Source organism: Kitasatospora sp. NBC_01539, from assembly GCF_045040525.1.
Classification (GTDB): Bacteria; Actinomycetota; Actinomycetes; order Streptomycetales; family Streptomycetaceae; genus Kitasatospora.
Window position 1 is genome coordinate 1,791,194 of the sequence record NZ_CP109390.1, and the last position, 21,009, is coordinate 1,812,202.

Annotated in this window: 20 protein-coding genes; 14 read left to right on the forward strand and 6 right to left on the reverse strand. The window is 75.3% G+C overall.

Translation table 11 applies throughout. The annotated features are described in order from the left end of the window. The first annotated feature begins 150 nt into the window (after positions 1–150). Together OG335_RS07555 and OG335_RS07560 are read left to right on the forward strand one after the other, a co-directional pair. The gene (locus OG335_RS07555; RefSeq protein ID WP_405010246.1) at positions 151–3,360 is read left to right on the forward strand and encodes an amino acid adenylation domain-containing protein; all 3,210 of its coding nucleotides are present in this window, start codon (positions 151–153) and stop codon (positions 3,358–3,360) included. Continuing rightward, the gene (locus tag OG335_RS07560; RefSeq protein WP_405010247.1) at positions 3,357–4,142 is read left to right on the forward strand and encodes a leucyl/phenylalanyl-tRNA--protein transferase; all 786 of its coding nucleotides are present in this window, start codon (positions 3,357–3,359) and stop codon (positions 4,140–4,142) included. Before OG335_RS07555 ends, OG335_RS07560 begins: the two co-directional genes overlap by 4 nt. 27 nt (positions 4,143–4,169) lie before the next feature. Here the strand turns inward: OG335_RS07560 and OG335_RS07565 are convergent, their stop codons facing one another. Beyond that, positions 4,170–5,417, reverse strand: a complete 1,248-nt coding sequence (locus OG335_RS07565; protein ID WP_405010248.1) for an MFS transporter — start codon at positions 5,415–5,417, stop codon at positions 4,170–4,172. 97 nt (positions 5,418–5,514) lie between these two features. After that, the gene (locus tag OG335_RS07570; protein ID WP_405010249.1) at positions 5,515–6,765 is read right to left on the reverse strand and encodes a metallophosphoesterase; all 1,251 of its coding nucleotides are present in this window, start codon (positions 6,763–6,765) and stop codon (positions 5,515–5,517) included. Between the two features lie 235 nt (positions 6,766–7,000). On the opposite strand from OG335_RS07570, the gene OG335_RS07575 reads away from it, so the two are divergent. The 5 genes from OG335_RS07575 (at position 7,001) to OG335_RS07595 (ending at position 12,510) form a co-directional block, all read left to right on the forward strand. After that, positions 7,001–8,341, forward strand: coding sequence for a polysaccharide lyase family 1 protein (locus OG335_RS07575; protein ID WP_405010250.1), 1,341 nt, complete (start codon positions 7,001–7,003; stop codon positions 8,339–8,341). A 551-nt stretch (positions 8,342–8,892) separates the two neighbouring features. Further along, positions 8,893–9,651, forward strand: a complete 759-nt coding sequence (locus OG335_RS07580; RefSeq protein ID WP_405010251.1) for a transglycosylase SLT domain-containing protein — start codon at positions 8,893–8,895, stop codon at positions 9,649–9,651. A 234-nt stretch (positions 9,652–9,885) separates the two neighbouring features. Next, positions 9,886–10,878 carry a glycosyltransferase family 2 protein gene (locus tag OG335_RS07585; protein WP_405010252.1) on the forward strand — a complete coding sequence of 331 codons (993 nt, stop codon included), beginning with the start codon at positions 9,886–9,888 and terminating at the stop codon, positions 10,876–10,878. Positions 10,879–11,024: 146 nt separating this feature from the next. Beyond that, on the forward strand, positions 11,025–11,447 hold the full coding sequence (locus OG335_RS07590; protein ID WP_405010253.1) for a PaaI family thioesterase: 423 nt from the start codon (positions 11,025–11,027) through the stop codon (positions 11,445–11,447). A 178-nt stretch (positions 11,448–11,625) separates the two neighbouring features. Beyond that, entirely contained in the window at positions 11,626–12,510 is an 885-nt protein-coding gene (locus tag OG335_RS07595; RefSeq protein WP_405010254.1) for an SGNH/GDSL hydrolase family protein, read from the forward strand. Between the two features lie 154 nt (positions 12,511–12,664). On the opposite strand, the gene OG335_RS07600 is transcribed toward OG335_RS07595, so the two are convergent. Both OG335_RS07600 and OG335_RS07605 read right to left on the reverse strand, forming a co-directional pair. Next, complete coding sequence (locus OG335_RS07600) at positions 12,665–13,093, reverse strand: CBS domain-containing protein (protein ID WP_405010255.1); 429 nt, start codon at positions 13,091–13,093, stop codon at positions 12,665–12,667. A gap of 21 nt (positions 13,094–13,114) precedes the next feature. After that, positions 13,115–14,053: an SPFH domain-containing protein gene (locus OG335_RS07605; RefSeq protein ID WP_405010256.1), complete on the reverse strand. Its 939-nt coding sequence runs from the start codon at positions 14,051–14,053 to the stop codon at positions 13,115–13,117. Between the two features lie 67 nt (positions 14,054–14,120). Here OG335_RS07605 and OG335_RS07610 point away from each other — a divergent pair, with 67 nt between their 5' ends. Beyond that, entirely contained in the window at positions 14,121–14,906 is a 786-nt protein-coding gene (locus tag OG335_RS07610; protein WP_405010257.1) for a uracil-DNA glycosylase, read from the forward strand. Here the strand turns inward: OG335_RS07610 and OG335_RS07615 are convergent. Then, on the reverse strand, positions 14,845–15,816 hold the full coding sequence (locus OG335_RS07615; RefSeq protein ID WP_405010258.1) for a CHAD domain-containing protein: 972 nt from the start codon (positions 15,814–15,816) through the stop codon (positions 14,845–14,847). The two genes, OG335_RS07610 and OG335_RS07615, sit on opposite strands and share 62 nt — an antisense overlap. A 142-nt stretch (positions 15,817–15,958) precedes the next feature. On the opposite strand from OG335_RS07615, the gene OG335_RS07620 reads away from it, so the two are divergent. The 5 genes from OG335_RS07620 (at position 15,959) to OG335_RS07640 (ending at position 19,238) form a co-directional block, all read left to right on the forward strand. After that, complete coding sequence (locus OG335_RS07620) at positions 15,959–16,612, forward strand: hypothetical protein (protein ID WP_405010259.1); 654 nt, start codon at positions 15,959–15,961, stop codon at positions 16,610–16,612. Positions 16,613–16,720: 108 nt separating this feature from the next. Further along, a complete protein-coding gene (locus OG335_RS07625) occupies positions 16,721–17,530 on the forward strand; it encodes a DsbA family protein (protein WP_405010260.1) in 810 nt (269 codons plus the stop codon). 3 nt (positions 17,531–17,533) lie between these two features. Further along, entirely contained in the window at positions 17,534–18,127 is a 594-nt protein-coding gene (locus OG335_RS07630; RefSeq protein ID WP_405010261.1) for a vitamin K epoxide reductase family protein, read from the forward strand. Positions 18,128–18,531: 404 nt separating this feature from the next. Further along, positions 18,532–18,939: a type II toxin-antitoxin system RelE/ParE family toxin gene (locus tag OG335_RS07635; RefSeq protein ID WP_405010262.1), complete on the forward strand. Its 408-nt coding sequence runs from the start codon at positions 18,532–18,534 to the stop codon at positions 18,937–18,939. Continuing rightward, entirely contained in the window at positions 18,936–19,238 is a 303-nt protein-coding gene (locus OG335_RS07640) for an XRE family transcriptional regulator (RefSeq protein ID WP_380328109.1), read from the forward strand. Before OG335_RS07635 ends, OG335_RS07640 begins: the two co-directional genes overlap by 4 nt. Positions 19,239–19,387: 149 nt before the next feature. On the opposite strand, the gene OG335_RS07645 is transcribed toward OG335_RS07640, so the two are convergent. Next, positions 19,388–20,368 carry a LuxR C-terminal-related transcriptional regulator gene (locus OG335_RS07645; protein ID WP_405010263.1) on the reverse strand — a complete coding sequence of 327 codons (981 nt, stop codon included), beginning with the start codon at positions 20,366–20,368 and terminating at the stop codon, positions 19,388–19,390. Between the two features lie 409 nt (positions 20,369–20,777). On the opposite strand from OG335_RS07645, the gene OG335_RS07650 reads away from it, so the two are divergent. Continuing rightward, positions 20,778–20,975 (forward strand): hypothetical protein, encoded by a 198-nt coding sequence (locus OG335_RS07650; protein WP_405010264.1) that lies wholly within the window; start codon positions 20,778–20,780, stop codon positions 20,973–20,975. The last annotated feature ends 34 nt before the right edge of the window (positions 20,976–21,009 follow it).

The following is a 21,009-nucleotide window of genomic DNA, read 5'->3' on the forward strand; positions in this document are numbered from 1 at the left end:
CGTTCCAATCATACATAGCCGAGCACGAGTGCCTATAGTCGAGATTGTCGGGGGCGGTCCGTGGCGGGCGGCGGAGGCCGCGGCCGTGCCGGAGCACCCGGCACTCCCCGTCCCCTGCTCAACTTCCGCCGTCTGTCGAGGTCGTCGCCGGTGGAACATTCGCATCGTGTCCAGCAGTCCCGTTCCGGAAGTCACCGCGTCGTGGCGAACGCGGACGGGCAGCACGCACTCTGGCCCGACCGCCTCCCGGTGCCCGAGGGCTGGCACAGCGTGTTCGGCCCCGCCGACCGGGAGACGTGCCGCGCCGCGGTCGAGGCCCGCTGGCAGGGGCTGCGGCCCACCGGCGCGGGCAACCCGGGGCGCACCGTGCACGGACTCTTCCGGGAGCAGGCGGCCCGCAGGCCCGGCGCGACCGCGGTGGTGTGCGACGACGGCCCGCTGACCTACGGCGAACTCGACGGGCGCAGCGACCGCCTCGCGGAGGAGCTGCGGGCGCTGGGCGTCGGCCCGGACGTCGTGGTGCCGGTGTGCGTGGAGCGCAGCGGCGACATGGTGGTGGCGCTGCTGGCGGCGCTGAAGGCGGGTGGCGCGTTCCTGCCGCTGGATCCGGCCCATCCGGACCTGCGGCTCGCCCGGCTGGCCGCGGACGCGGGCGGTGGTCCGGCGGTGACCAGCCGTGAGCACGCGGGTCTCTTCCCGCAGGGCGTGCTGGTCGAGGCGTACCGCTCGGCGGGCCCGTCGACGTCGGTGCCGCCGCCGGACGTGACGCACCCGGACGACCTGGCGTACCTGATCTACACCTCGGGCACCACGGGTGAGCCGAAGGGGGTGCCGATCAGCCACCGCACGATGGTCTTCACGCTCTCCCGGGTGGCCGAGGCGTACGGGCTGTCGCCGGCCGACCGCGTGCTGCAACTGGGTGCGCTGGGCTTCGACACCTCGCTGGAGCAGATCTTCACGCCGCTGCTCAACGGCGCCGCGCTGGTGCTGGCCGGCCGGCATCCGTGGGCGCCGATCGAGCTGGCCCACCGGCTGCCGGAGCTGGGCATCACGGTGGCGGACCTGACGCCGACCTACTGGCACCGGCTGCTGTCGGTGCTGCCCGACCAGGGGCGGGCGGCGACCTCGCTGCGGCTGCTCGTGGTGGGCGGTGACGCGGTGCCCGCGGAGGACTGCCGGACGACGCTGGCGCGGCTGCCGGGCACCCGGCTGCTGAACGCCTACGGGCTGACCGAGACCGGCATCACCTCGACCCTGTGCGAGGTCCACCCGGGGCTGCTGACGCAGCCGGCGCACGCGCCGGTGCCGGTGGGCCGTCCGCTGCTCGGCACCTACGTGCACGTGCTCGACCCGGAGCTGAGACCGGTGCCGCCCGGGCAGCGCGGTGAGGTGTACATCGGCGGTCCGGGTCTGGCGCGCGGTTACTGGAAGCGTCCCGGGCTGACTGCAGAAAGGTTTCTTCCGGAGCCGTACGCGGGCATCCCCGGCGGCCGCATGTACCGCACCGGCGACACCGGCCGGTGGCGCCCCGACGGCAACCTGGAGCTGATCGGACGGGCCGACGACCAGGTCAAGATCCGCGGCTACCGGGTCGACCCCGGCGAGGTGGAGTCGGTGCTCGGCGAGCACCCGGCCGTCGCCGAGGTCCGCGTCGTCGCCGGCGAGAGCACCGGGGGCCGGGCCCTCACCGCCTACTACACCGCGCGCGGCGCACGGCCGGACGACCTCCGCCCCTACCTCGCCGCCCGCCTGCCCGACCACCTCGTGCCCAGCGCGTTCGTACCCGTCGACCGGATGCCGGTCACCCTCAGCGGCAAGATCGACCGGGCCGGCCTCGCCCGCCGCGGCCCGCGCCACGACCACACCGGTGACAGCCCCGGCACCACCGTGCAGGCCGGGCTCGCCTACCTGTGGGCCCAGATCCTCGACGTCGAACACGTCGGCCCGGACGACGACTTCTTCGACCTCGGCGGCAACTCGCTGCTCGCCATGGAGATGCTCGCGCGGGCCCGGATCATGTTCGGCATCGGCATCGACCGCATCCGGCTGCTCACCCGCTCCCTCCTCAAGGACCCCACCCTCGGCGCCTTCACCGCCGTCACCCGCGACGCCCTCGGCGCCCTCGGCGCCGGCCCGGCCGAGAACGGCCAGCAGGTCGACTTCGCCGCCGAGGCCGAACTCGGCGTGCCCGTCCACCACGGCCGCGACGCCACCGCCCCCCGTTGGCGCCAGCCGTCCGACATCCTCCTCACCGGCGCCACCGGCTTCTGCGGCAGCCACCTGCTGCGCGCACTCCTGGAGACCACCGACGCCCGGGTGCACTGCCTCGTCCGCGCACCCGACGCCGAACACGGCATGGAACGGCTGCGCGCCGCCCAGCAGCGCTACCTGCTGCGCGACCTGCACTCCGACCGGGTCGTCCCGGTCGTCGGCGACCTCGCCGAACCGCTCCTCGGCCTCGGCAGGCAGGGCTTCGAACGGCTGGCCGGCACCGTCGACCTCATCCACCACCTCGGCGGGCAGGTCAACTTCCTCTACCCCTACCACCAGCTGCGGGCCGCGAACGTCGCCGGCACCCGCGAGATCATCCGGCTCGCTGGGCACTCCCGGGCGATACCCGTGCACTACCTGTCGAGCATGGCCGTCCTCGCCGGCTACGGACCGGCCGGCATCCGGAACCTCACCGAGGAGAGCCCGCTCGCCCACCCCGAACAGCTCTCCGTCGGCTACGTCGAGAGCAAGTGGGTCGCCGAGGCGCTGCTGCACCACGCCGCCACGGCGGGCCTGCCGGTCACCGTCCACCGGGTCAACGACGTCACCGGCGACCTCCGGCACGGCGTCATCAACCCCGGAACCGAACTCTCCGCCCTCATCCGCTACCTCTGGGACAGCGGCACCGCCCCCGACGTCGACCTCCCGCTCGACTTCGTGCCCGCCGACGCGTTCACCCGCGCCCTCGCCCTCGTCTCCACCCGCGAACCCGCCGAGGGAAAGGTGCTGCACCTCACCAACCCCGCCCCCGCCGGCCTCGCCGACCTCGCCGCACGCATCACCGCCCGCGGCCGGCCCGTCGAGCAACTCCCCTACGCCGACTGGGTACGCCGCCTGATCTCCTTCGCGAACACCCACCCCACCCACCCCATCACCGCGTTCGTGCCGCTGTTCGTCGACCGCGCCGAGGGCACCGAACTGACCATCAGTGAGATGTACTTCCGGCCGACCTTCCCCGAGTTCACCCGCACCAACGCCGAGAAGGCGCTCGCCGGCGCCGGCATCACGCTGCCCCCCGTCGACGCCGAACTCCTCGACTTCTACCTCGACCGCCTGGAAGCCAGCGGCGAACTGGAGCACGTCGCATGACCGCGGGCAGCACCTGGTGGCCGACCGTCGACCTCGGCCCGGCCCCCGCCGACGCACCCGCCGCCTTCTGCGCCGACCTCACCCCCGACTCCCTGCTCGCCGGCTACCGGGCCGGCGCCTTCCCGCTGCCCGCCGCCGACCAGTACGCCCTGTGGATGAACGAGGCCCGCCACGAGGACGAGGTCGCCGCCGGCACCGTCGCCGCCCCCGCCGACGAAGCCGCCGACGGCACCGCGTACGGCGTCGCCTGGTGGTGCCCCGACCCGCGGCCCGTCATCCGGCCCGGCGCCGCCCGCATCGGCCGCCGCCTCGCCCGCCGCCTCCGCCGGGACACCGCCTGGACGACCACCGCCGACAAGGCCTTCGACGAGGTCGTCGACCGCTGCGCCCACGGCCGCAGCCCCGCCTGGCTCACCGCCGGACTGCGCGGCTCCCTCACCGCCCTGCACGCCCGCGGACAGGCCCACAGCGCGGAGGTCTGGGAGGACGGCGCGCTCGTCGGCGGCGTCTTCGGCGTGCGCGTCGGCGCCGTGCTCAGCCTCGACTCCATGGTCGGGCTGCGCCCCGACGCCGCCCGCGTCGCCGTCGCCGACCTCGCGGAGCGCTTCGCGGAGAACGGCGGGCAACTGCTCGACGCCCAGTGGGACGGCCCGCACATCCGCAGCCTCGGCGCCGAGCCGATGCCGCGCGCGGACTACCTGGCGCTGCTCCGCGGCGGCGGCGAGGCCGGGCCGCCGCCGGGCGAGGAACGGCCCGCGGCACGGCTCGGGAGGCCCGGGTGAACGCCCGGCCCGCACGGGCCCACGGGCTCATGACGCGGACGCCTCCTCGGCCGCGGCGGTGACCGGCCCGGCCGCCGGGCCGGCGTGCCCGGCGGCGGGCGGCCCGCCCGGCTCCCCCGGGATGACCGCGGCGGCCACCAGCGGGAAGGCCGCCGCCAGGGCGAAGGCCGGCGCGAAGCCCTGGGCGGTGATCAGCGCACCGGCCATCGGCGGCACCAGGACCACCGCGGCGTGCTGGCCGACCCCGTGCGCGCCGAGCGCCCGGCCCGCCCAGGCCGGGCCGGCCGACTCCGCGACCGCGGTGTTGTGCAGGCCGTTCGTCGACACCGTCAGCGCCGAGGCGAGCAGCAGGGCCGCCGTGCCGAGCGGCGAGGGCCACAGCGCCCCGGCGGCCAGCAGCAGCACGTCCGCCGCGGTCAGCAGGGCGAGCAGGCGCATCGGCCGCACACGGCTGCCGACCGTGTCCGACCACCAGCCCGCGAGCAGCCGCACCGCGGCGCCGGCCAGGCTGGCCGCCGCCAGCACCGTGCCGGCCCCGGCCACCGACCAGCCGCGGGCCCCGACCAGGAACACCAGCGCGAAGCCCGTCACCACGAACTGCGGCACCGCCAGCAGGGCGGCCGCGCCGTGCAGCCGCCACAGCCGGCCGCCGCGGTACGGGCCGGGCCAGGGCACCGGCCCCGTCCCCGCCGGGCGGGGCGGGTCCGCCGCCAGCAGCAGCACCGCCAGCCCGGCCAGGGCGCACAGCACCGCGCAGAAGCCGAGGGCGGCGGGCAGGCCCGCGTGGCGGGCGAGCGGCGGCAGCACCGCGGCGGCGAGTCCGACGCCGAGCGGCTGGGCCGCCTGGCGCATCCCCATCGCCACGCCGCGCCGGTGCGGCGGGAACCAGCCGATCACCAGCCGGCCCGACGACGCGTTGACCGCGGCGCCGAACGCTCCCACCAGCACGAGCAGCACTGCCAGGAGGTGCACCTGCGGTGCGGCGGCCGCCGCCGCGAGCAGGGCCGCGGCGGGCAGCAGGCCGGCCGCCAGCGCCGCGCGTTCACCCCGCCGGTCGGCGACCACGCCCCAGGCGATCAGGGTCACCATGACGCCCAGGATCGGGCCGGAGACCAGGATCCCGGCCCCGGCGAGCGAGACGCCGAACCTCTGCCGGAACGCCGGGACGAGGTAGGGCAGCCCGTAGAGCGCGGTGGTCACGGCGGTCTGGCCGCCCGTCCCGACGGCCAGCATCAGCCACCTGCGGTGCGTACGGTCCGCGCGGTCCCCGGTCATGCACGGACCCTAGGACACGCCCTAGCCCCGGCCCCTCCGACCGGACCGGGAATTCCGCCCCGCGGACGGCCGGGGCGGGAGCGAGGCCGGGCGGGCCTCAGGCCCGGAGCGAGGCCAGCGTCACGATGGTGATGTCGGAAGGGGCCCCGACCCGCACCGGCGGGCCCCAGGCGCCCGCGCCGCGGGTGACGTACAGCTGGGTGTCGCCGTAGCGCTCCAGCCCGGCCACCGTCGGGTTCGCCAGCTCCGCGAGGTAGTTGCCCGGCCACAGTTGCCCGCCGTGGGTGTGCCCGGACAGCTGGAGGTCGACCCCGCGCCGGACGGCCTCGTGGACGGCCACCGGCTGGTGGGCCATCAGCACGGCCGCCCGGGTCCGGTCGCGGTCGGCGAGGGCCCGGTCGTAGTCCGGCCCCTGGCCCTCCGCGGTGCCGGCGATGTCGTTCACGCCGGCGAGGTCGAAGTGCGTGAGCTCGGTGCGGGCGTTCTCCAGCGGGTGCACGCCGAGGTCGCGGACGAAGTCCACCCACTCCGCCGCACCGGAGAAGTACTCGTGGTTGCCGGTGACGAAGTAGGCGCCGTCCCGCGCCCGCAGGCGGGCGAGCGGCTCCGCGGCCGGGCCGAGGTCGGCCACGCTGCCGTCGACCAGGTCGCCGACCACGGTGATCAGGTCGGGCTGGGCGCTGTTGATGGTGTCGACGATGCGCTGCGTGTGCGCCCGCCCGAGGATCGGCCCGAGGTGGATGTCGCTGACCACGGCGATCCGGTAGCCGTGAGCCTGCCGCGGCAGCTTCGCCAGCGGCACCGTCACCTGCTTCAGCCGGGGTCCGCGCAGCACGCCGTGCGCGCCGTTGCCCACCACCGCGGCGGCGGCACCGCCCGCGGCGATCGCCACCCCGCGGGCCACCAGCAATCGCCGCGACGGGTCGGCGGGCCCGGGCCGGGCACCGGTGGCGGGCCCTTCGGCGCGGGCCTCCCCCTCGGACGGCTCCGCGCCGACGGCGCCCGCCGGCACCGGCTCGCGCTCGGGCTGCGGCGCGGACCCGCGGCGGGCCCGGAGCAGCAGCGGCCGCACGGCCTCGCCGACCAGCAGCCCCAGCACGAGGTAGAGCAGCACCGCCAGCCAGAGGTAGCCCGGCCAGGCCAGCCACCGCTCGGCGGCGATCGGCAGGGCGCGCCCGCCGGCCAGGGCGCCGAGGGACAGCAGCGGCAGCACCACGGCGAGCACCGTGCCGGTCCGCCGCCAGGCGCTGCCGGGTGCCGAGACGTCCCGGACGACCCGGCGCCAGACGTACCAGTGGACGAGCGTGAGCAGGGCGACGGCCACCAGCAGGGCGAGCGCGATCATCATGCGGCCCAGTATCCGTGCCCGCCGGCGGGGCCCGGCGCGCGGGGGCGGCCTGGCCCCTGATCGGCGCCGGGCCCGGCACTCCACTCGGCCACATGGTTCATATCCATGAATATTGGTCCACTTGTGGAACAAGGTGCTGCACGGCCGTTGACTCACGTAAGAACAAATCCCTAGGGTCCATCCACGGACACGATCGTTGTTCATCATGCTGAACCTCACCATCCGGAGACCGTTCATGCGCCCTCACCGCCGCCTCCGCGCAGCCGCCCTCCCGGTGCTGTGCTCGCTCGCCCTCGCCGGCGCCGTCGCCCCGGCCGCGGCCACCCCGGCCGGCGACCACCACCCGACGCCCTTCGGCCGGGCCGCCCTGCCCGCGTCCGACGGCTGGGGCTCCGCCACCACCGGCACCACCGGCGGATCCGCCGCCGACGCCGCGCACACCACGGTCGTCCGCACCCGGGCCGAACTCGTCGCGGCCCTCGGCGGCGACAACGCGGCCAACGGCGGCAACGCCACCCCCAAACTCGTCTACGTGGCGGGCACCATCGACCTCAACACCGACGACTCCGGCCACGCACTCGGCTGCGACGACTACGCCGCCGGCACCGGCTACACCCTGGACGCCTACCTCGCCGCCTACGACCCCGCGGTCTGGGGCCGCACCGCCGAGCCCACCGGCGAGCTGGAGACCGCCCGGGTCGCCGCACAGAAGGCCCAGGCCCGGCAGATCCAGATCGCCGTCGGCTCCAACACCACCCTGGTCGGCCTCGGCCGCAACGCCCGCCTGCTCGGCGGCAACCTCCTGGTGAAGAAGGCGGACAACGTCATCGTCCGCAACCTCACCCTGGAGGACGCGGCCGACTGCTTCCCCCAGTGGGACCCGACCGACACCGCCGTCGGCAACTGGAACTCCGAGTACGACAGCATCACCCTCTACACGGCCACCCACGTCTGGGTCGACCACACCACCTTCACCGACGGCGCCAACCAGGACGCCGACCAGCCGCTGTACTTCGACCGCCCCTACCAGGTGCACGACGGCCAGCTCGACATCACCAACGCCTCCGACTACGTCACCGCGTCGTGGAACGTCTTCAAGGACCACGACAAGACCAACCTCGTCGGCAGCAGCAACACCTCCACCACGGACCCCGGGCACCTGCGCGTCACCTTCCACCACAACCTGTGGCAGAACACCGGGCAGCGCGCGCCGCGCGTCCGCTTCGGCCAGGTCGACGTCTACAACAACGTGTACGCGGTCGGCACCGGGGCGTACGAGTACAGCATCGGCGTCGGCAAGGGCTCGCAGATCGTCGCCGAGCACAACTACGTCAAGCTGCCCGCCGACGTGCCGGCCTCGAAGGTCCTCTACAACTGGGGCGGCACCGGGCTCACCGCCGCGGACAACCTCGTCAACGGCCGCCCGGGCGACCTGATCGGCGCCTTCAACACGGCCAACCCCGCCACGCCGCTCGGCGACTCCGCGGGCTGGACGCCGACCCTGCGCCGCGAGGTCACCCCGACCGTCGCCCTCCCCTGGGTCGTCGGCGCCCGCGCCGGCGCCGGCCGGCTCTGACATCCGGTCCGCCACCCGCGCCGGGACCACCGGCGCGTGACCGCACCGTCGCGGAGCGCCGACGACGGCCCCGCAGGGGCTGTGAAGCGCCCCACACGGATCCACCGACCTACTGCCCCGCGTAGTCGTCGCGGCCCGGCCACCACGGCCGGGCCGCTGTCGTACGCGCCCGACCGGGCTGACCGCCGCCCGCCCGGGCGGGCGGCGGGGCTGGTCAGACCCGGTGCCGCGGCCGGTCAGCGGCACCGCCCGCCCGGACCGCGGGCGCAGGGTCGACGGCTCCGGGGGGCCGGGGCCGGCCCCGCGCGCCCCGCCGTGTCTACGATCGCCCGTCGTAGTGGAGGTCGTTGCCCCCGCCGGGCACGTCTGCGAAGAATGAGCCGGTCACCGCGGAGCGCGGTCCGGTTCCACCGCGCATCCCCGCAAGCTCCGGCCGTCGCCGGGGCGCCCCGGCCGGTCCGCACGGCCGGCGGGCTGTTCCTCCCGAACACGCTCCGCGACACCCGTGTGCCCGGAATCGGCCCCGCCCGACGGAGAGGTTGTCCCGCTTCATGCCGCAGCTGCCGAAGACCCTGCCGCGCCCGAACCTGCCCCGCCCCACCCTGCCGTTCGCCGACCGGCCGTTCGCGGGCCTGCCGCTGAATCGCGTGCCGCTGCGACACCGCCGCCACGCCCTCGTGACGGGCCTCGCCACGCTCGCGATCACCGGCACGGCGACCCTCGCGCTGGCCATCCCGCAGGACACCACCTCGGCGGCCGTGGCCGACGCCCCCGCGGCGGCCGCCGCCGGCACGACCGTCGCGGAGCAGCTCGCCACCGCGAAGGCCCGGGCCGACGCCATGAGCCGGCCGGCCGCCGACCAGGCGCAGGCCGACGCGGAGGCCAAGGCGAAGGCGGACGCGGATGCCAAGGCCGCGGCCGAGGCGCAGGCACAGGCGGCGGCACAGGCGGCGGCCGACGCCAAGGCGAAGGCCGAGGCGGCCTCCCGTTCCCAGCAGCGCAAGGCGGTCAAGGCCGCGCCCTCCGACAGCCCGCGCCGGATCGCGGCCCGGCTGGTGCCCGCGAACCAGCTGCAGTGCTTCAGCAACATCGTGGCCCACGAGAGCAGTTGGAACGTGCGCGCGGTCAACCCGTCGTCGGGCGCGTACGGCCTGGTGCAGGCCCTGCCGGGCACCAAGATGGCGTCGGCCGGTGCCGACTGGCGGACCAGCGCGACCACCCAGATCACCTGGGGCCTGAACTACATGAACGAGCGGTACGGCAGCCCCTGCGGCGCCTGGTCGTTCTGGCAGGCGCACCACTGGTACTGACCGGCCCGGCGCACCGCGCCCGACGCGCGGCCGGGCCGGGGCACCTGCGGCGGTGGCCGACCGGCCCGCGTACCAGCAGGTAACCCCGGGTGGGCGGACAGTGAGCGATTGTCGGTGTTCGACGGCGGAGGCGTGAAGGTTCCGCGTACGATCCGAAGCTTTGGTCCGATAATCTTCCGATTTACTGCTGTTCAGGCCGTTGCGTGCGCCTGTACACACCTTTAGCCTCCCGCCATGGCTCCACCCCTGATCTCCGTCGTGCTCCCCTCCCACGATCGGAACGGCCAGCTGAAGGAGTGCCTCGACGCACTGCTCGCCCAGTCGTTCCGCGACTTCGAGGTCGTCCTGGTCGTCGACCCCTCGCCCGACTGCCCCGAGCGCACCGCCGAGGCGTACGGCATGCGCGACCCGCGGATCACCGTGCTGAGCCTCAGCGCCGCCGTCGGCATCGGCCGGGCCCGCAACGCCGGGGCCGCCCGGGCTCGCGGCGACTACCTGCTGTTCCTCGACAGCGACCACCTCGTCGACCCCGACGCCTTCGGCGCCCTCGCCGAGCGCCTCGACGAGACCGGCGCGGTCGACGTCCTGCTCTTCGGCCACGAGCGGCTCCACCGCGACCGGCTCTGGCCCGGCGCCGGCACCGCCGTCCTCGCCGAGGCCGGCCCGCAGGTCGGCCCGGCCGCCGACCGCCCCGCCCTGATCGGCACCCCGCCACTGATCTGGGACCGCCTGCTGCGCCGCGGCACGGTGCCGCCGTTCCCGGACGGCCACTACGACGAGATCCCCGTGGCGCACGGCACCCTCGCCGCCGCCGACCGCGTCGCCGTGCTGCCGCGGTCCTGCGTGACGATCCGCCGCCGCCACACCCTGCACCCGACGGGCTCCCCGGGCGCCAGCCACTTCGACCTCTTCGACCAGTACGCCCGCAGCTTCGAACTCCTCGGCGCCGCACCGGCCGCCGACGCGCTGCGCCCCCACCTCTTCACCCGGATGATCCGGCACCTGCTCTTCGTCTTCGACCTCGCCGGGTGCGTCGACCGTGCCGAGCGCCCGCAGTTCTTCCAGCGGGCCTCCGACTACTACCGCGGCTACTTCCCGGAGGGCTACCGCCGGCCCGACGGCCGTGAGGGCGTGAAGTTCTCACTGCTCGCGAGCGGGGCCTACGCGGCCTTCGAGGTCGCCAAGCTCTCCCACATCGCCCGCGGCGCGGTGACCGGCCGCCGCTGAGCCCGTACGCCGCCGAGCCGCTACGCCGGACCGGGCCGCCGACCGGTGGCCCGGCCCCACTCGGACCGGCCCGGCCCGGGCTCTGCACGGCCGTCAGGCACGGCCACCCGTCGGGGTGATGACGCCGGGGGCGGGCCGCCCGCACAATGGCGGGCGTGACGATCTCCCCCGCCGAGGCGGACACCATCCTCGCCGACAACTTCGCGCCGTGGGTGCAGGCGCTCGGGCTCTCGACCGCCGCCACCGGCGACCGCCACGCCGTCCTGCGCCTGCCCTGGTCGGACCGGCTCTCCAGGGAGGGCGGCGGGATGAGCGGGCAGGCGCTGATGGCCGCGGCCGACACCGCGGCCGCGGTGGCCGTGTCGGCCGTCCGCGGCGGCTACGGCCCGATGACGACCGTGCAGCAGTCCACCTCCTTCCAGCGGGCGGTGACCGGGAAGGACGTGCTGGTGACGGCCCGCGTCACCAAACTCGGCCGCCGCATCGCCTTCGTCGACGTCGACCTGACGGCCGAGGGCGAGACGGAGCCCGCCGCCCACGCGACCGCGGTGTACGCCTTCCCCGGCTGACCCCGCGTGCCCGCACCTCGCACGCCCGCGCCTCGCACGCCCGTGCCTCGGCCGCCCGGTCCAACCGGTCCCGCCCGCCGAGCGGTTGGTCGCGTCCGACCCCTACCCACCGGTCCTACCGCGCAGTAGCCTCGCCGGGCCGCACCCCCACGTGCGGCCCCCCACCACCGGAGGCCCGATGCGCACCCTCATGCCCGGACGCAGCCGACTCGCCGTCGCCGCAGCCCTGTTGGCCGTCACCGTGCTCGGCCTGGGCACCGCCCCCGCCACGGCCGCGAGCACCGGACGCGACGACGTCCCACGGCACTACCTCGCCCTCGGCGACTCGCTCGCCGCCGGCTACCAGTCCACCCCCGACGGCGGTCACGTGGTCGGCCGCGGCTACGCCCAGGACATCGCGAGGACCCTCGCCGACCGCGCCGCGGCCCGCGGCCGGGCCTTCGACTTCACCGACCTCGGCTGCCCCGGCGAGACCACCGGCACCATGGCCGGCGGCGGATGCCCCTACCCGCACCCGTACGCCGACTCCCAACTCGCCGCCGCTGTCCGCTTCCTGCGCGAGCACCGCGACGAACGCGTGCTGGTCACCCTGGACATCGGCGCGAACGACGTGAACCGCTGCGCGGCCGGCGGCTCGATCGACGTCCCCTGCACCCTCGCCGGCATCGCCACCGCCGGCCGCGGCCTCTCCGGGATCCTCGACCGGCTGCGGGAGGCCGCCGGGCCGCGCACCCGGATCATCGGCATGAACCTCTACGATCCGTTCCTCGCCGCCTGGCCGACCGGCGAGCAGGGCCGCGCCACGGCCCTCGCCTCGGTGCCGCTCTCCAACGCGCTGAACGCCGTCATCGCCCTGGCCGACGCCGCGCACGGCGTGCCGACCGCGGATGTCGCCCGGGCCTTCGGCACCAACACCTTCCTGCCGATGGTGCCCCTCGGCGACACGAAGGTGCCCGCGAACGTCGCCCGCATCCTGCAGTGGACGGCCATGGCGCGCGGCGACATCCACGCGAACGACACCGGCTACCAGGTCATCGCCGACACCTTCCTCGCACTGATCTGACCCCGCGGCGGCGGGTCCGGCCGGGCGGTGGCACCCGCCCGGCCGGACCCGCGCCGGGCCGGACCGACCCGCCGCGAAGGACCCGGCTCGAAGGACCCGGCGTGGCGCGACCGGGCGCGAAGGACCCGGCACGGCGTGGCCGGCGCGGAACCGGCTACTCGTCGTCGGCGCAGATCGCCGAGACGAACTCGGCGACCCGTTCCTGCGGCATGCCGCGGGCGATGTCCGCCTCGCTGATCATCCCCACCAGCTTGTGGTCGGGATGGTTGATCACCGGCAGCCGCCGGACCAGGTGCTGCTCCATGATGCGCAGCACCTGCTCGGCGTCCTCGTCCTCCTCGATGACCATCGGACGCCCGACGGCCAGGTCGACGGCTTTGACCGTGGACGGGTCGAGGCCCTCGGCGACGCACTTCAGGACGATGTCGCGGTCGGTGAGGATGCCCAGCAGCTTCTGGTTCTCCCCGCAGATCGGCAGGGCGCCCACCCCGCGGTCCTTCATGATGCGGGCCGCGTCGGCCAGGGTCTCGAACTCGCCGACGCACTCCGCCCCCGGGTGCATGATCTCTCTGGCTGTGGTCATGGTCAGGCCTCCCGCCGTGCCTCAGACCCCCGCCCCTCCATCGTGGTCCCCGGCGCGCGGCGACGCCACCTCGGGCCGCTCGCCGTCCGGCGCGTCGTCCAGCGGCGCGAGCGGCGACTGCGCCAACACCTCGTCCAGCGGCGGGAGATCAGCCGGTTCGACCGGGGTGGCGGCGGTCGGCTCCGGCGGGGCGGCGCCCTGCGCCTTCTCCGTGGCACTCTCCAGGAAGCGCAGCAGCTCCACCGGGAACGGCAGCACCAGGGTCGAGTTCTTCTCCGCCGCCACCTCCACCACCGTCTGCAGCAGCCGCAGTTGGAGGGCGGCCGGGGTCGTGCTCATGATCGCGGCGGCCTCGGAGAGCCGGGACGACGCCTGGTACTCGCCGTCCGCGGTGATGATCCGCGCCCGGCGCTCGCGCTCGGCCTCCGCCTGCCGCGACATCGAGCGCTTCATCGACTCGGGCAGCGCCACGTCCTTGATCTCCACCCGGTCGATCTCGACGCCCCAGCCCAACGCCGGGCTGTCGAGCATGAGTTCCAGCCCCTGGTTGATCGGCTCGCGGTTGGCCAGCAGGTCGTCGAGCTCGCTCTTGCCGATGATCGACCGCAGCGAGGTCTGCGCGACCTGCGAGATCGCGAAGTTGTAGTCCTGGACGTTGACGGTGGCGCGCACCGGGTCGACCACCCGGTAGTACACGACGGCGTCGACCCGCACGGTCACGTTGTCCCGCGTGATGCCCTCCTGCGCGGGGATCGGCATCGTCACGATCTGCACGTTGACCCGTTTCATCCGGTCGGCCACCGGCAGGATCATCGCCAGCCCGGGGCCGCGCACCTCGTCGCGCACCCGGCCGAACCGGAACACCACGCCGCGCTGGAACTGCTGCACCACCCGCGCGCTCAGCCCGGCCCACACCGCCAGGACGACCAGCGCCCCCAGTACCACGTCGAGAAGGATCATCTCGTCACCTCGGGCACACCCAGTGACCCCCACCGCCCACGCTACTCCGGCCCCTACGATCTGCGGAATGGAGCCGCGCCAGCCGCACGCCGACGACACCGCCCGGACCGACCCGCAGCACCCCGGCCACCCAGCCGCCGCGGCGGCCGCCTGCACCACGCTCGCCGCCCTCGACGAACGCGTCACCCACTGCCGGGCGTGCCCGCGCCTGGTCGCCTGGCGCGAGGAGGCGGCACGCACCAAACGCCGCGCGTTCCTCGCCGACGACTACTGGGCCCGGCCGATCCCCGGGTTCGGCCCCGCCGACGCCCCGCTCGTCCTGCTCGGCCTCGCGCCCGCCGCGCACGGCGCGAACCGCACCGGACGGATCTTCACCGGCGACCCCTCCGGCGACCTGCTCTACGCCGCCCTGCACGAGCTCGGCCTCGCCTCCCAGCCGCGGGCGACGTGGCGCGACGACGGCATGGTGCTGCACGGCGTCCGCATCACCGACCCGGTGCGCTGCTGCCCGCCGGAGAACCGGCCCACCCCGGAGGAGCGCGACACCTGCGGCCCGTGGATCGCCCGCGAGTTCGACCACCTGCGCCCCACCGTGCGCACCGTCGTCGCGCTCGGCGGCTTCGCCTGGCAGGCCGCGCTGCCCGTGCTGGCCGCCCACTGGCGGATCCCGCGTCCCCGGCCGGTCTTCGGGCACGGCGCCCGGGTGACCCTGTCGGCCGCCGACGGCGGTGCCCCGCTGGAGCTCCTCGGCTGCTACCACGTGAGCCCCCGCAACACGTACACCGGTCGGCTCACCCCGGCGATGCTGCGCGACCTCCTCGCGGCCGCCGCGGAGTCCGCGGGCCTGCGGTGACCGGCACGGCCGGCGCCGGCCCCCGGAACCGGGGCTTCCGGTCCGCCTCCCGCCACACCTCCGGCAGCCGGGCCCGCTCCCGCGCCGCCGCGTCGAGCTGCCCCCGGTAGAGCACGCCGTACGCGAAGGCGTGCGCCGGGTCGTCCGCGGCCAGGCCGCGCAGCGTGCCGCAGGCCACGACCGCGTCCTGGTGCGCGCCGAGGAGGTCCTGCAGCTCCTTCATGCCCCGGGTGAAGCGCTCCGCGGCGGCGCCCGCCGGCTCGCCCGCGTACCGGGCCCGCTTGGCGGCCTTCCGTGCCTCGTGCAGGGCCGCCGCGACGGCCTCCCCCGGCTCGGCCGCGCCCGCCGCGTCGAGCCGGCGCCCCACCCGCCGCTGCTGCCGACGGGCCGTCCGGGCGAGCACGGGGAGGGCCGGCCGCTCGGCACGCGCGGTGAACCGCGGCTGCCCGGCGAGGGAGCGCAGGGCCGCCAGCAGGGCCGGGAAGGCCGGTCCGTCCAGCGCGGCGAGCGCCTCGGGCCGGGCCCGCACCGTCCGCCCGGCCGCCCAGTGCTCCATCGCCGCGACGACCTCCCGCGGCCCGCACTCGGGCGGCAGGGTGCGCGCCGCGGCGGTGAGCCGCTCGGCGATCACCTCGGTGTCGCGGGCGGCGCCGAGGGCGGCGGCCAGCGCCCGGAGGGCGGAGGTCAACGCGGTGGTGTCGGCGCCGATCAGCGGCCGGTACGCCTGCAGGGTGCTACGCAGCCGCCGGCAGGTGACCCGCATCCGGTGCACCGCGTCGGGCCGGTCCGCGCGGACGTCGGCGGCGAGCCCGGCGAGGGTGTCGGTCTGCACGGCGATCCACGCGCCCAGCACCTCCGCCGCGGTCGGGCCGGACGGGGCGGGGCCTGGCGGCACGGCGGTGTGCGGCACGGTGACCAGCCTCCTCCGGTGCACGTCCCCCCGGGTGTCCCAGGGTAGGCCGGGGCGGCCCGTCGCGGCGCGCCCGACGGCCCGTCAGCCCGCGCCCGGCGCTTATGCGGCGCCGACCGGCGCCCTGCCATACTCGGTGCCCATGATCGGCAGTCCGGCGACGAGGGCCCTGCGGGCCGCGGTGTTCACCGCGCTCGCCGTGCCGCTCGCCGCCCTGGGCCAGGTCGTGCTGACCGGGCGTCCGCTGCCGGCCTCCCTGCTGCTCGGCTGCACCGTCGCCGTACTGCTGCTCGGCCTCGCCCTGTGCGACGGCCGACCCGGCCCGTGGCGTGCCGCCGCCGTCATGCTGCCCGTGCAACTCCTCCTCACCACCGCGTTCAACCTCGGGCAGGCGGGCTGCGCCCCGGCCTCCGCCCGCGCGCACGGCATGGACCTGCTGGTCTGCGGGGGCGGCTCGGTACCGTCCGGCCCGCTGCTCTCCGGCCCGGTCGGGCCCGGCGGCGGCGCGGTACGCCTGACCGTGCTGCTCGTCCACCTCGGCCTGGCCCTCGCCGCGGCACTCTGGCTGCGGCTCGGCGAGGCCGCGGTCGGCGGCGCCGCCGCGGTGCTGCGCACCGCCCGTGCGGCAGCGGGCCATGCGTGCCGCCGCCTCCTGCTGCTCCTCGCGCCGCTGCCGGCCTGCCCGGCCGTGCTGGCGCCGTCGCCGGGTGCGGTGGGCGTGCCGCCCCGGCCGGTGTCCGTGGTGCCCACGCCCGCGCCGCGCCGGGGCCCGCCCGGGTACGCCCTCGCCCGCTGACGCCTCCGGACGGTCGGCGGGCCCGAGCACGGACCCCCGTTCCCTCCGGTGTGCCACCGCGCGGCCCTCGGCCCGGTGGCGTGCCCACATGCGAGGACGCACCCCACCATGACCACTCCGCACCAGCAGTCCCCCCGACCGTCCGCCGGCTCGGCCCGCGAGCGCCTGCGCGAGGCGCACCGGCGCGAGCAGAAGACCGCCGTCACCCGGCGGCGCACCACCGTCGCAGTGGCGGTCGTCGCCGCACTCGCCGTGGTGGCGGGCACCGCCGTGGCGATCGCCACGGCGCCCGGCTCCGACCCGGCGGCCGGCGCCGCGGTCGTCACCCCGGCGCACGCCTCGGGCGGCGACGGCACCGTCGTCGTGTACGGCCGGGCCGACGCCCCGCACACCCTGCAGGTCTACGAGGACTTCCGCTGCCCGGTCTGCAAGGCGTTCGAGACCTCGGCGGGCCGGGCCGTGCAGCAACTCGCCGACGACGGCACGTACCGCATCGAGTACCACCTCGCGGCGTTCCTCGACCGCAACCTCGGCGGCAGCGGCAGCGGCTCGCGCACCGCGCTGGCCGCCGCCGGCGCCGCGCTCGACCAGGGCGGCCCTGCGGCCTTCAAGAAGTTCCACGACGTGCTCTACGCCGAACAGCCCGCGGAGAGCACGGACGGCTTCGGCGACGTCAACCGCATCCTCGACCTCGCCGGCCAGGTGCCCGGCCTGCGGACCGCCGCCTTCACCAAGGCCGTCACCGAGGGCACCTACCGGCCGTGGGCGGCCGCGGTCGACGCGGCGTTCTCCGCCTCCGGCGCACACGGCACCCCGACGGTGCTGCTCGACGGCAAGGCGCTGAACGTCATCGGCGACGGCGGCCCCGTGACGGGCGACCGCTTCACCGCCCTCGTCCGCCAGGCCACGGGAGGCTGACCCGTGACCACGACCACCACCGTCGGCGCCGGGCGCGGCCTCGCCCGGCTGCTCCTCGTCGGCGGCCTGACCGGCCTCGCCGCGTCCGCCGCCCTGACCTTCGAACGGCTGCGCCTGCTGGAAGACCCGGCCTACCGGCCGAGTTGCAGCATCAACCCGGTGATCAGCTGCGGCTCGGTGATGCGCACCGGCCAGGCCGCGGTGTTCGGCTTCCCGAACCCGCTGATCGGGCTCGTCGCCTTCGGTGCCCTGACCGCCGTCGGCGCGGGACTGCTGGCCGGGGCCCGCCACCGCCGCTGGTACTGGCTCGGCCTGCAGGCCGGCACCCTCGCCGGGCTCGCCTTCGTGGTGTGGCTGATCGCCCAGGCCCTGTACGTGATCGGCGCGCTCTGCCCCTACTGCATGGTGGTGTGGGCCGTCATCGGACCGCTGACCTGGTACGTCACCCTGCACAACCTGCGCACCGGCATCCTGCCCGCCCCACGCGCCTGGACCGCCCCCACCCGCTTCCACTGGGTGGGCCCGGCCCTCTGGTACCTCGGCATCGCCCTGCTGGTGCTGAACCGCTTCTGGTACTACTGGCAAACGCTCCTGTGAACCGCTCCGACCTGCGACCACCCAGGCTGACGACCCCTGGAGGGCGCATAGGGGGCACATCGAGCCCATAGGTCGCACACAATCCGAGATGCTCACGGGCGGGCGCGGAACGCAGTCCACGCAGGGCGGCGCTGATCGCGGCCCGTGCCCGCTCGTCACTCTTGGGCATCAGGTGGACATAGGTCCGCAGGGTGAAGGCCCGTCGGCGTGGCCGAGGTGACCCAAGGCGGCACAGGTCGGCCGACAGACGACTTCCTGCAGCTGAACAGCCTGATCACCTACGCCCTTCAACGGGACCTCGGCCCCGGCCGTGCCGCGCAGTGTCTCGCAGCAGCCAACGGCTGGATCTCATCGTCAGTCGGGCGCTCCTGCCGACGGCTCTCCGGACGGCCCTCCGGAATAACTTGCAGCGCATATTCGCTGAAGCGCATACTGTAGGTGCGGCATGGGAAGTCTCACTGGAGAGCGAGGTCGAGGAATGGCTCCTGGACCTCGCACAGCACGATCCGCGAACCGCCGACGAGGTCGCGGCCGCCATCGACAAGCTCGAACAGGACGGCCCGACCCTCGGCCGGCCCCTGGTGGACCGCATCCACAGCTCCAAGCACCACAACATGAAGGAACTCCGCCCCCGGACAACCGGGCCCGGCGAGATCCGGATCCTGTTCGCCTTCGACCCGGAGCGCCAGGCCATCGTCCTGGTGGCGGGGGACAAGGCCGGGGCATGGCGGCAGTGGTACGAGATCAACGTCCCCATCGCCGACGAACGGTTCAGCAGACACCTGAAGGCCATCGAGGAGGGCAAGCCATGAAGTCCTGGAAGGACGTACGACCCGGCGTCGTCACCGACCCGCAGCGCGTATCCGCCCACCGGGAGAAGCTCGACGCCGAGGTACGGGCCTACCGCCTCGCCGAGATCCGCCGCGAGCAGGACCTCACCCAGGCCGAGGTCGCCGAGATCATCGGCATCACCCAGCCCAACGTCTCCCGGCTCGAGAGCGGCGCGCTCGACACCGCAGCGCTCTCAACGATCCGCGCCTACGTCGAAGCCCTCGGCGGCCAGCTCCGGATGGTCGCCGACTTCGGCGATCGCACCCTGACAATCAGCTGACGCGCTCACGCCCCCCACTCCGCCGCCGGAGGTCATTCAACCGACCCACAAACCCCTACGCTCGGTCGCGCCCCACAGGACTCCCGCACGGCGGCGGCAAGCTTCGCCCAAGGCGGTCCGTCGTCGGGCGGGGTGCGCGCCGCACGGGCTCAGAGCCAGCCCTGCCGGGCCGCGCGGACGCCGGCCTCGAAGCGGCTGCGGGCGCCGAGTCGGGCCATCAGGTCGGAGGCCATCCGGCGGACAGTACGCAGCGACACCCCGAGCCGCCGGCTGGCGATCTCGTCGGTGTTGCCGGCGGCCAGCAGGCGCAGGAGTTCCTGTTCCTGCGGGGAGAGGCCGCGGTCGTTGCGGGGCATGGTGCGGCCCCAGGGCACGCCGATCGACCAGAACTGTTCGAAGAGTGCGGTCATCGCGGCGACGGCGCCCGGGCTGCGCATCTCCAGCGCGCCCGCGCGGCCGTCGGCGGGGTCGAGGGGGATCAGCGCGGCCTCGCGGTCGACGACGACCATCAGCATGGGCAGGGACGGCACCGTGCGGGTCTCGCCACCGAGGCCGGCGAGCCACTGCACGTACTGCATGGTGGACGGGTCGTTGCGGAAGCTGTCCTGGTAGATGCTGCGCAGGACGACGCCGCGTTCGAGGGCCTGCTGGTCGAGCGGTTTGCTGGCGTCCATGGTGTCGGGGCTCTGGGCGCCGCCGGGCAGGAAGGAGAGGCACTCCCGGCAGGCCGACTGGGCGAGTTCCTCCAGTCGGCGGCGGACGGCCTCCAGGCCCTCGTGGCGTTCGACGAGGTCGGCGACGTACTCGCGGCGCGGGGCGTAGCGGGCGGCGAACTCGGCGACGGCGGCGCGGGTGGCCTCGATCTGCCGCTGCTGCCTGAGGAGTTCGGTCTCGCTCCGCGAGAGCAGTGCGGAGAGTGCCAGCTCGGGTCTGACCGGCCGGAGTTGGGGCGGGTTCTCCCGGCCGGGCCGGAGCAGGCGCAGGTCGGCCAGTTCGTCGAGCGCCCCGCGGACGGCCTCTTCGGTCCAGGACAGGTGGGCGGCCAGCTGCCCGACGCCCCAGGTCGGTTCGTCGAGCACGAGACGGTAGACGGTCTCGGTCGAGGGCTGCAGGCCCAGAGCTTCGAGCACCGAGTCCCTCCAGGGGCTGCGACGGGATGAGCGGGTGATGCCTCACGCTCCGAAAAGCTTGCCGGACGGCGCGAGGGCGCCACAAGCGGCCGGGGACGTCCGGGCGCGGGCCTTCCATAACCGGGTCGCGGATGTGCATGCTGCGGCGGCGCCGCGGCCGGAGCTGGCCTGAGGGTGCCTGGACACTCCGTGCCAGCCCGGCGTCCGTGCAGGCCGTGGGCCTGCCGCGGGCCCGGGGGCGGTGCACCATCGCGCCAGGACGGTTCGCGCCACCCGTGACGTGGTGACACCCGATGCCGGCCGGACCGATTATGGGGATGCACGGGGAACCCGGCGGAGAAAGTCCCGGGAATTCCCCGCAGAATGCCATCCGAATTCCTTGCATTCCGTTCCGCAGAAGGAGTCTGTCATGAGCCGTGCCTTTCGCATCGCCCCGGCCGTCGGTCTCGCCGCAGCCGTCCTGACCTTCGGCGCGGTGCTCGTCGGCACGGGCGGCCCGGCGCACACCCTGCACGCCGGCGACGCGGTGCCCGTGCAGGCCCCGGCGACCGCCGCCCCGGCGGTCTCGGCGTCGCCCTCGTCGAACGACGGCTTCTCCTGGGGCTGACCGGCCCGGGCGACCGCCGGAGGACCGAGCCGCA

What these genes read in the sequence shown, in the direction of transcription:
- OG335_RS07560 (WP_405010247.1), top strand. Translation starts at nt 3,357, where the DNA reads ATGACCGCGGGCAGCACCTGGTGGCCGACCGTCGACCTCGGCCCGGCC.
- OG335_RS07565 (WP_405010248.1), bottom strand. Translation starts at nt 5,417, where the DNA reads ATGACCGGGGACCGCGCGGACCGTACGCACCGCAGGTGGCTGATGCTG.
- OG335_RS07570 (WP_405010249.1), bottom strand. Translation starts at nt 6,765, where the DNA reads ATGATGATCGCGCTCGCCCTGCTGGTGGCCGTCGCCCTGCTCACGCTC.
- OG335_RS07575 (WP_405010250.1), top strand. Translation starts at nt 7,001, where the DNA reads ATGCGCCCTCACCGCCGCCTCCGCGCAGCCGCCCTCCCGGTGCTGTGC.
- OG335_RS07580 (WP_405010251.1), top strand. Translation starts at nt 8,893, where the DNA reads ATGCCGCAGCTGCCGAAGACCCTGCCGCGCCCGAACCTGCCCCGCCCC.
- OG335_RS07585 (WP_405010252.1), top strand. Translation starts at nt 9,886, where the DNA reads ATGGCTCCACCCCTGATCTCCGTCGTGCTCCCCTCCCACGATCGGAAC.
- OG335_RS07590 (WP_405010253.1), top strand. Translation starts at nt 11,025, where the DNA reads ATGGCGGGCGTGACGATCTCCCCCGCCGAGGCGGACACCATCCTCGCC.
- OG335_RS07595 (WP_405010254.1), top strand. Translation starts at nt 11,626, where the DNA reads ATGCGCACCCTCATGCCCGGACGCAGCCGACTCGCCGTCGCCGCAGCC.
- OG335_RS07600 (WP_405010255.1), bottom strand. Translation starts at nt 13,093, where the DNA reads ATGACCACAGCCAGAGAGATCATGCACCCGGGGGCGGAGTGCGTCGGC.
- OG335_RS07605 (WP_405010256.1), bottom strand. Translation starts at nt 14,053, where the DNA reads ATGATCCTTCTCGACGTGGTACTGGGGGCGCTGGTCGTCCTGGCGGTG.
- OG335_RS07610 (WP_405010257.1), top strand. Translation starts at nt 14,121, where the DNA reads ATGGAGCCGCGCCAGCCGCACGCCGACGACACCGCCCGGACCGACCCG.
- OG335_RS07620 (WP_405010259.1), top strand. Translation starts at nt 15,959, where the DNA reads ATGATCGGCAGTCCGGCGACGAGGGCCCTGCGGGCCGCGGTGTTCACC.
- OG335_RS07625 (WP_405010260.1), top strand. Translation starts at nt 16,721, where the DNA reads ATGACCACTCCGCACCAGCAGTCCCCCCGACCGTCCGCCGGCTCGGCC.
- OG335_RS07640 (WP_380328109.1), top strand. Translation starts at nt 18,936, where the DNA reads ATGAAGTCCTGGAAGGACGTACGACCCGGCGTCGTCACCGACCCGCAG.
- OG335_RS07650 (WP_405010264.1), top strand. Translation starts at nt 20,778, where the DNA reads ATGAGCCGTGCCTTTCGCATCGCCCCGGCCGTCGGTCTCGCCGCAGCC.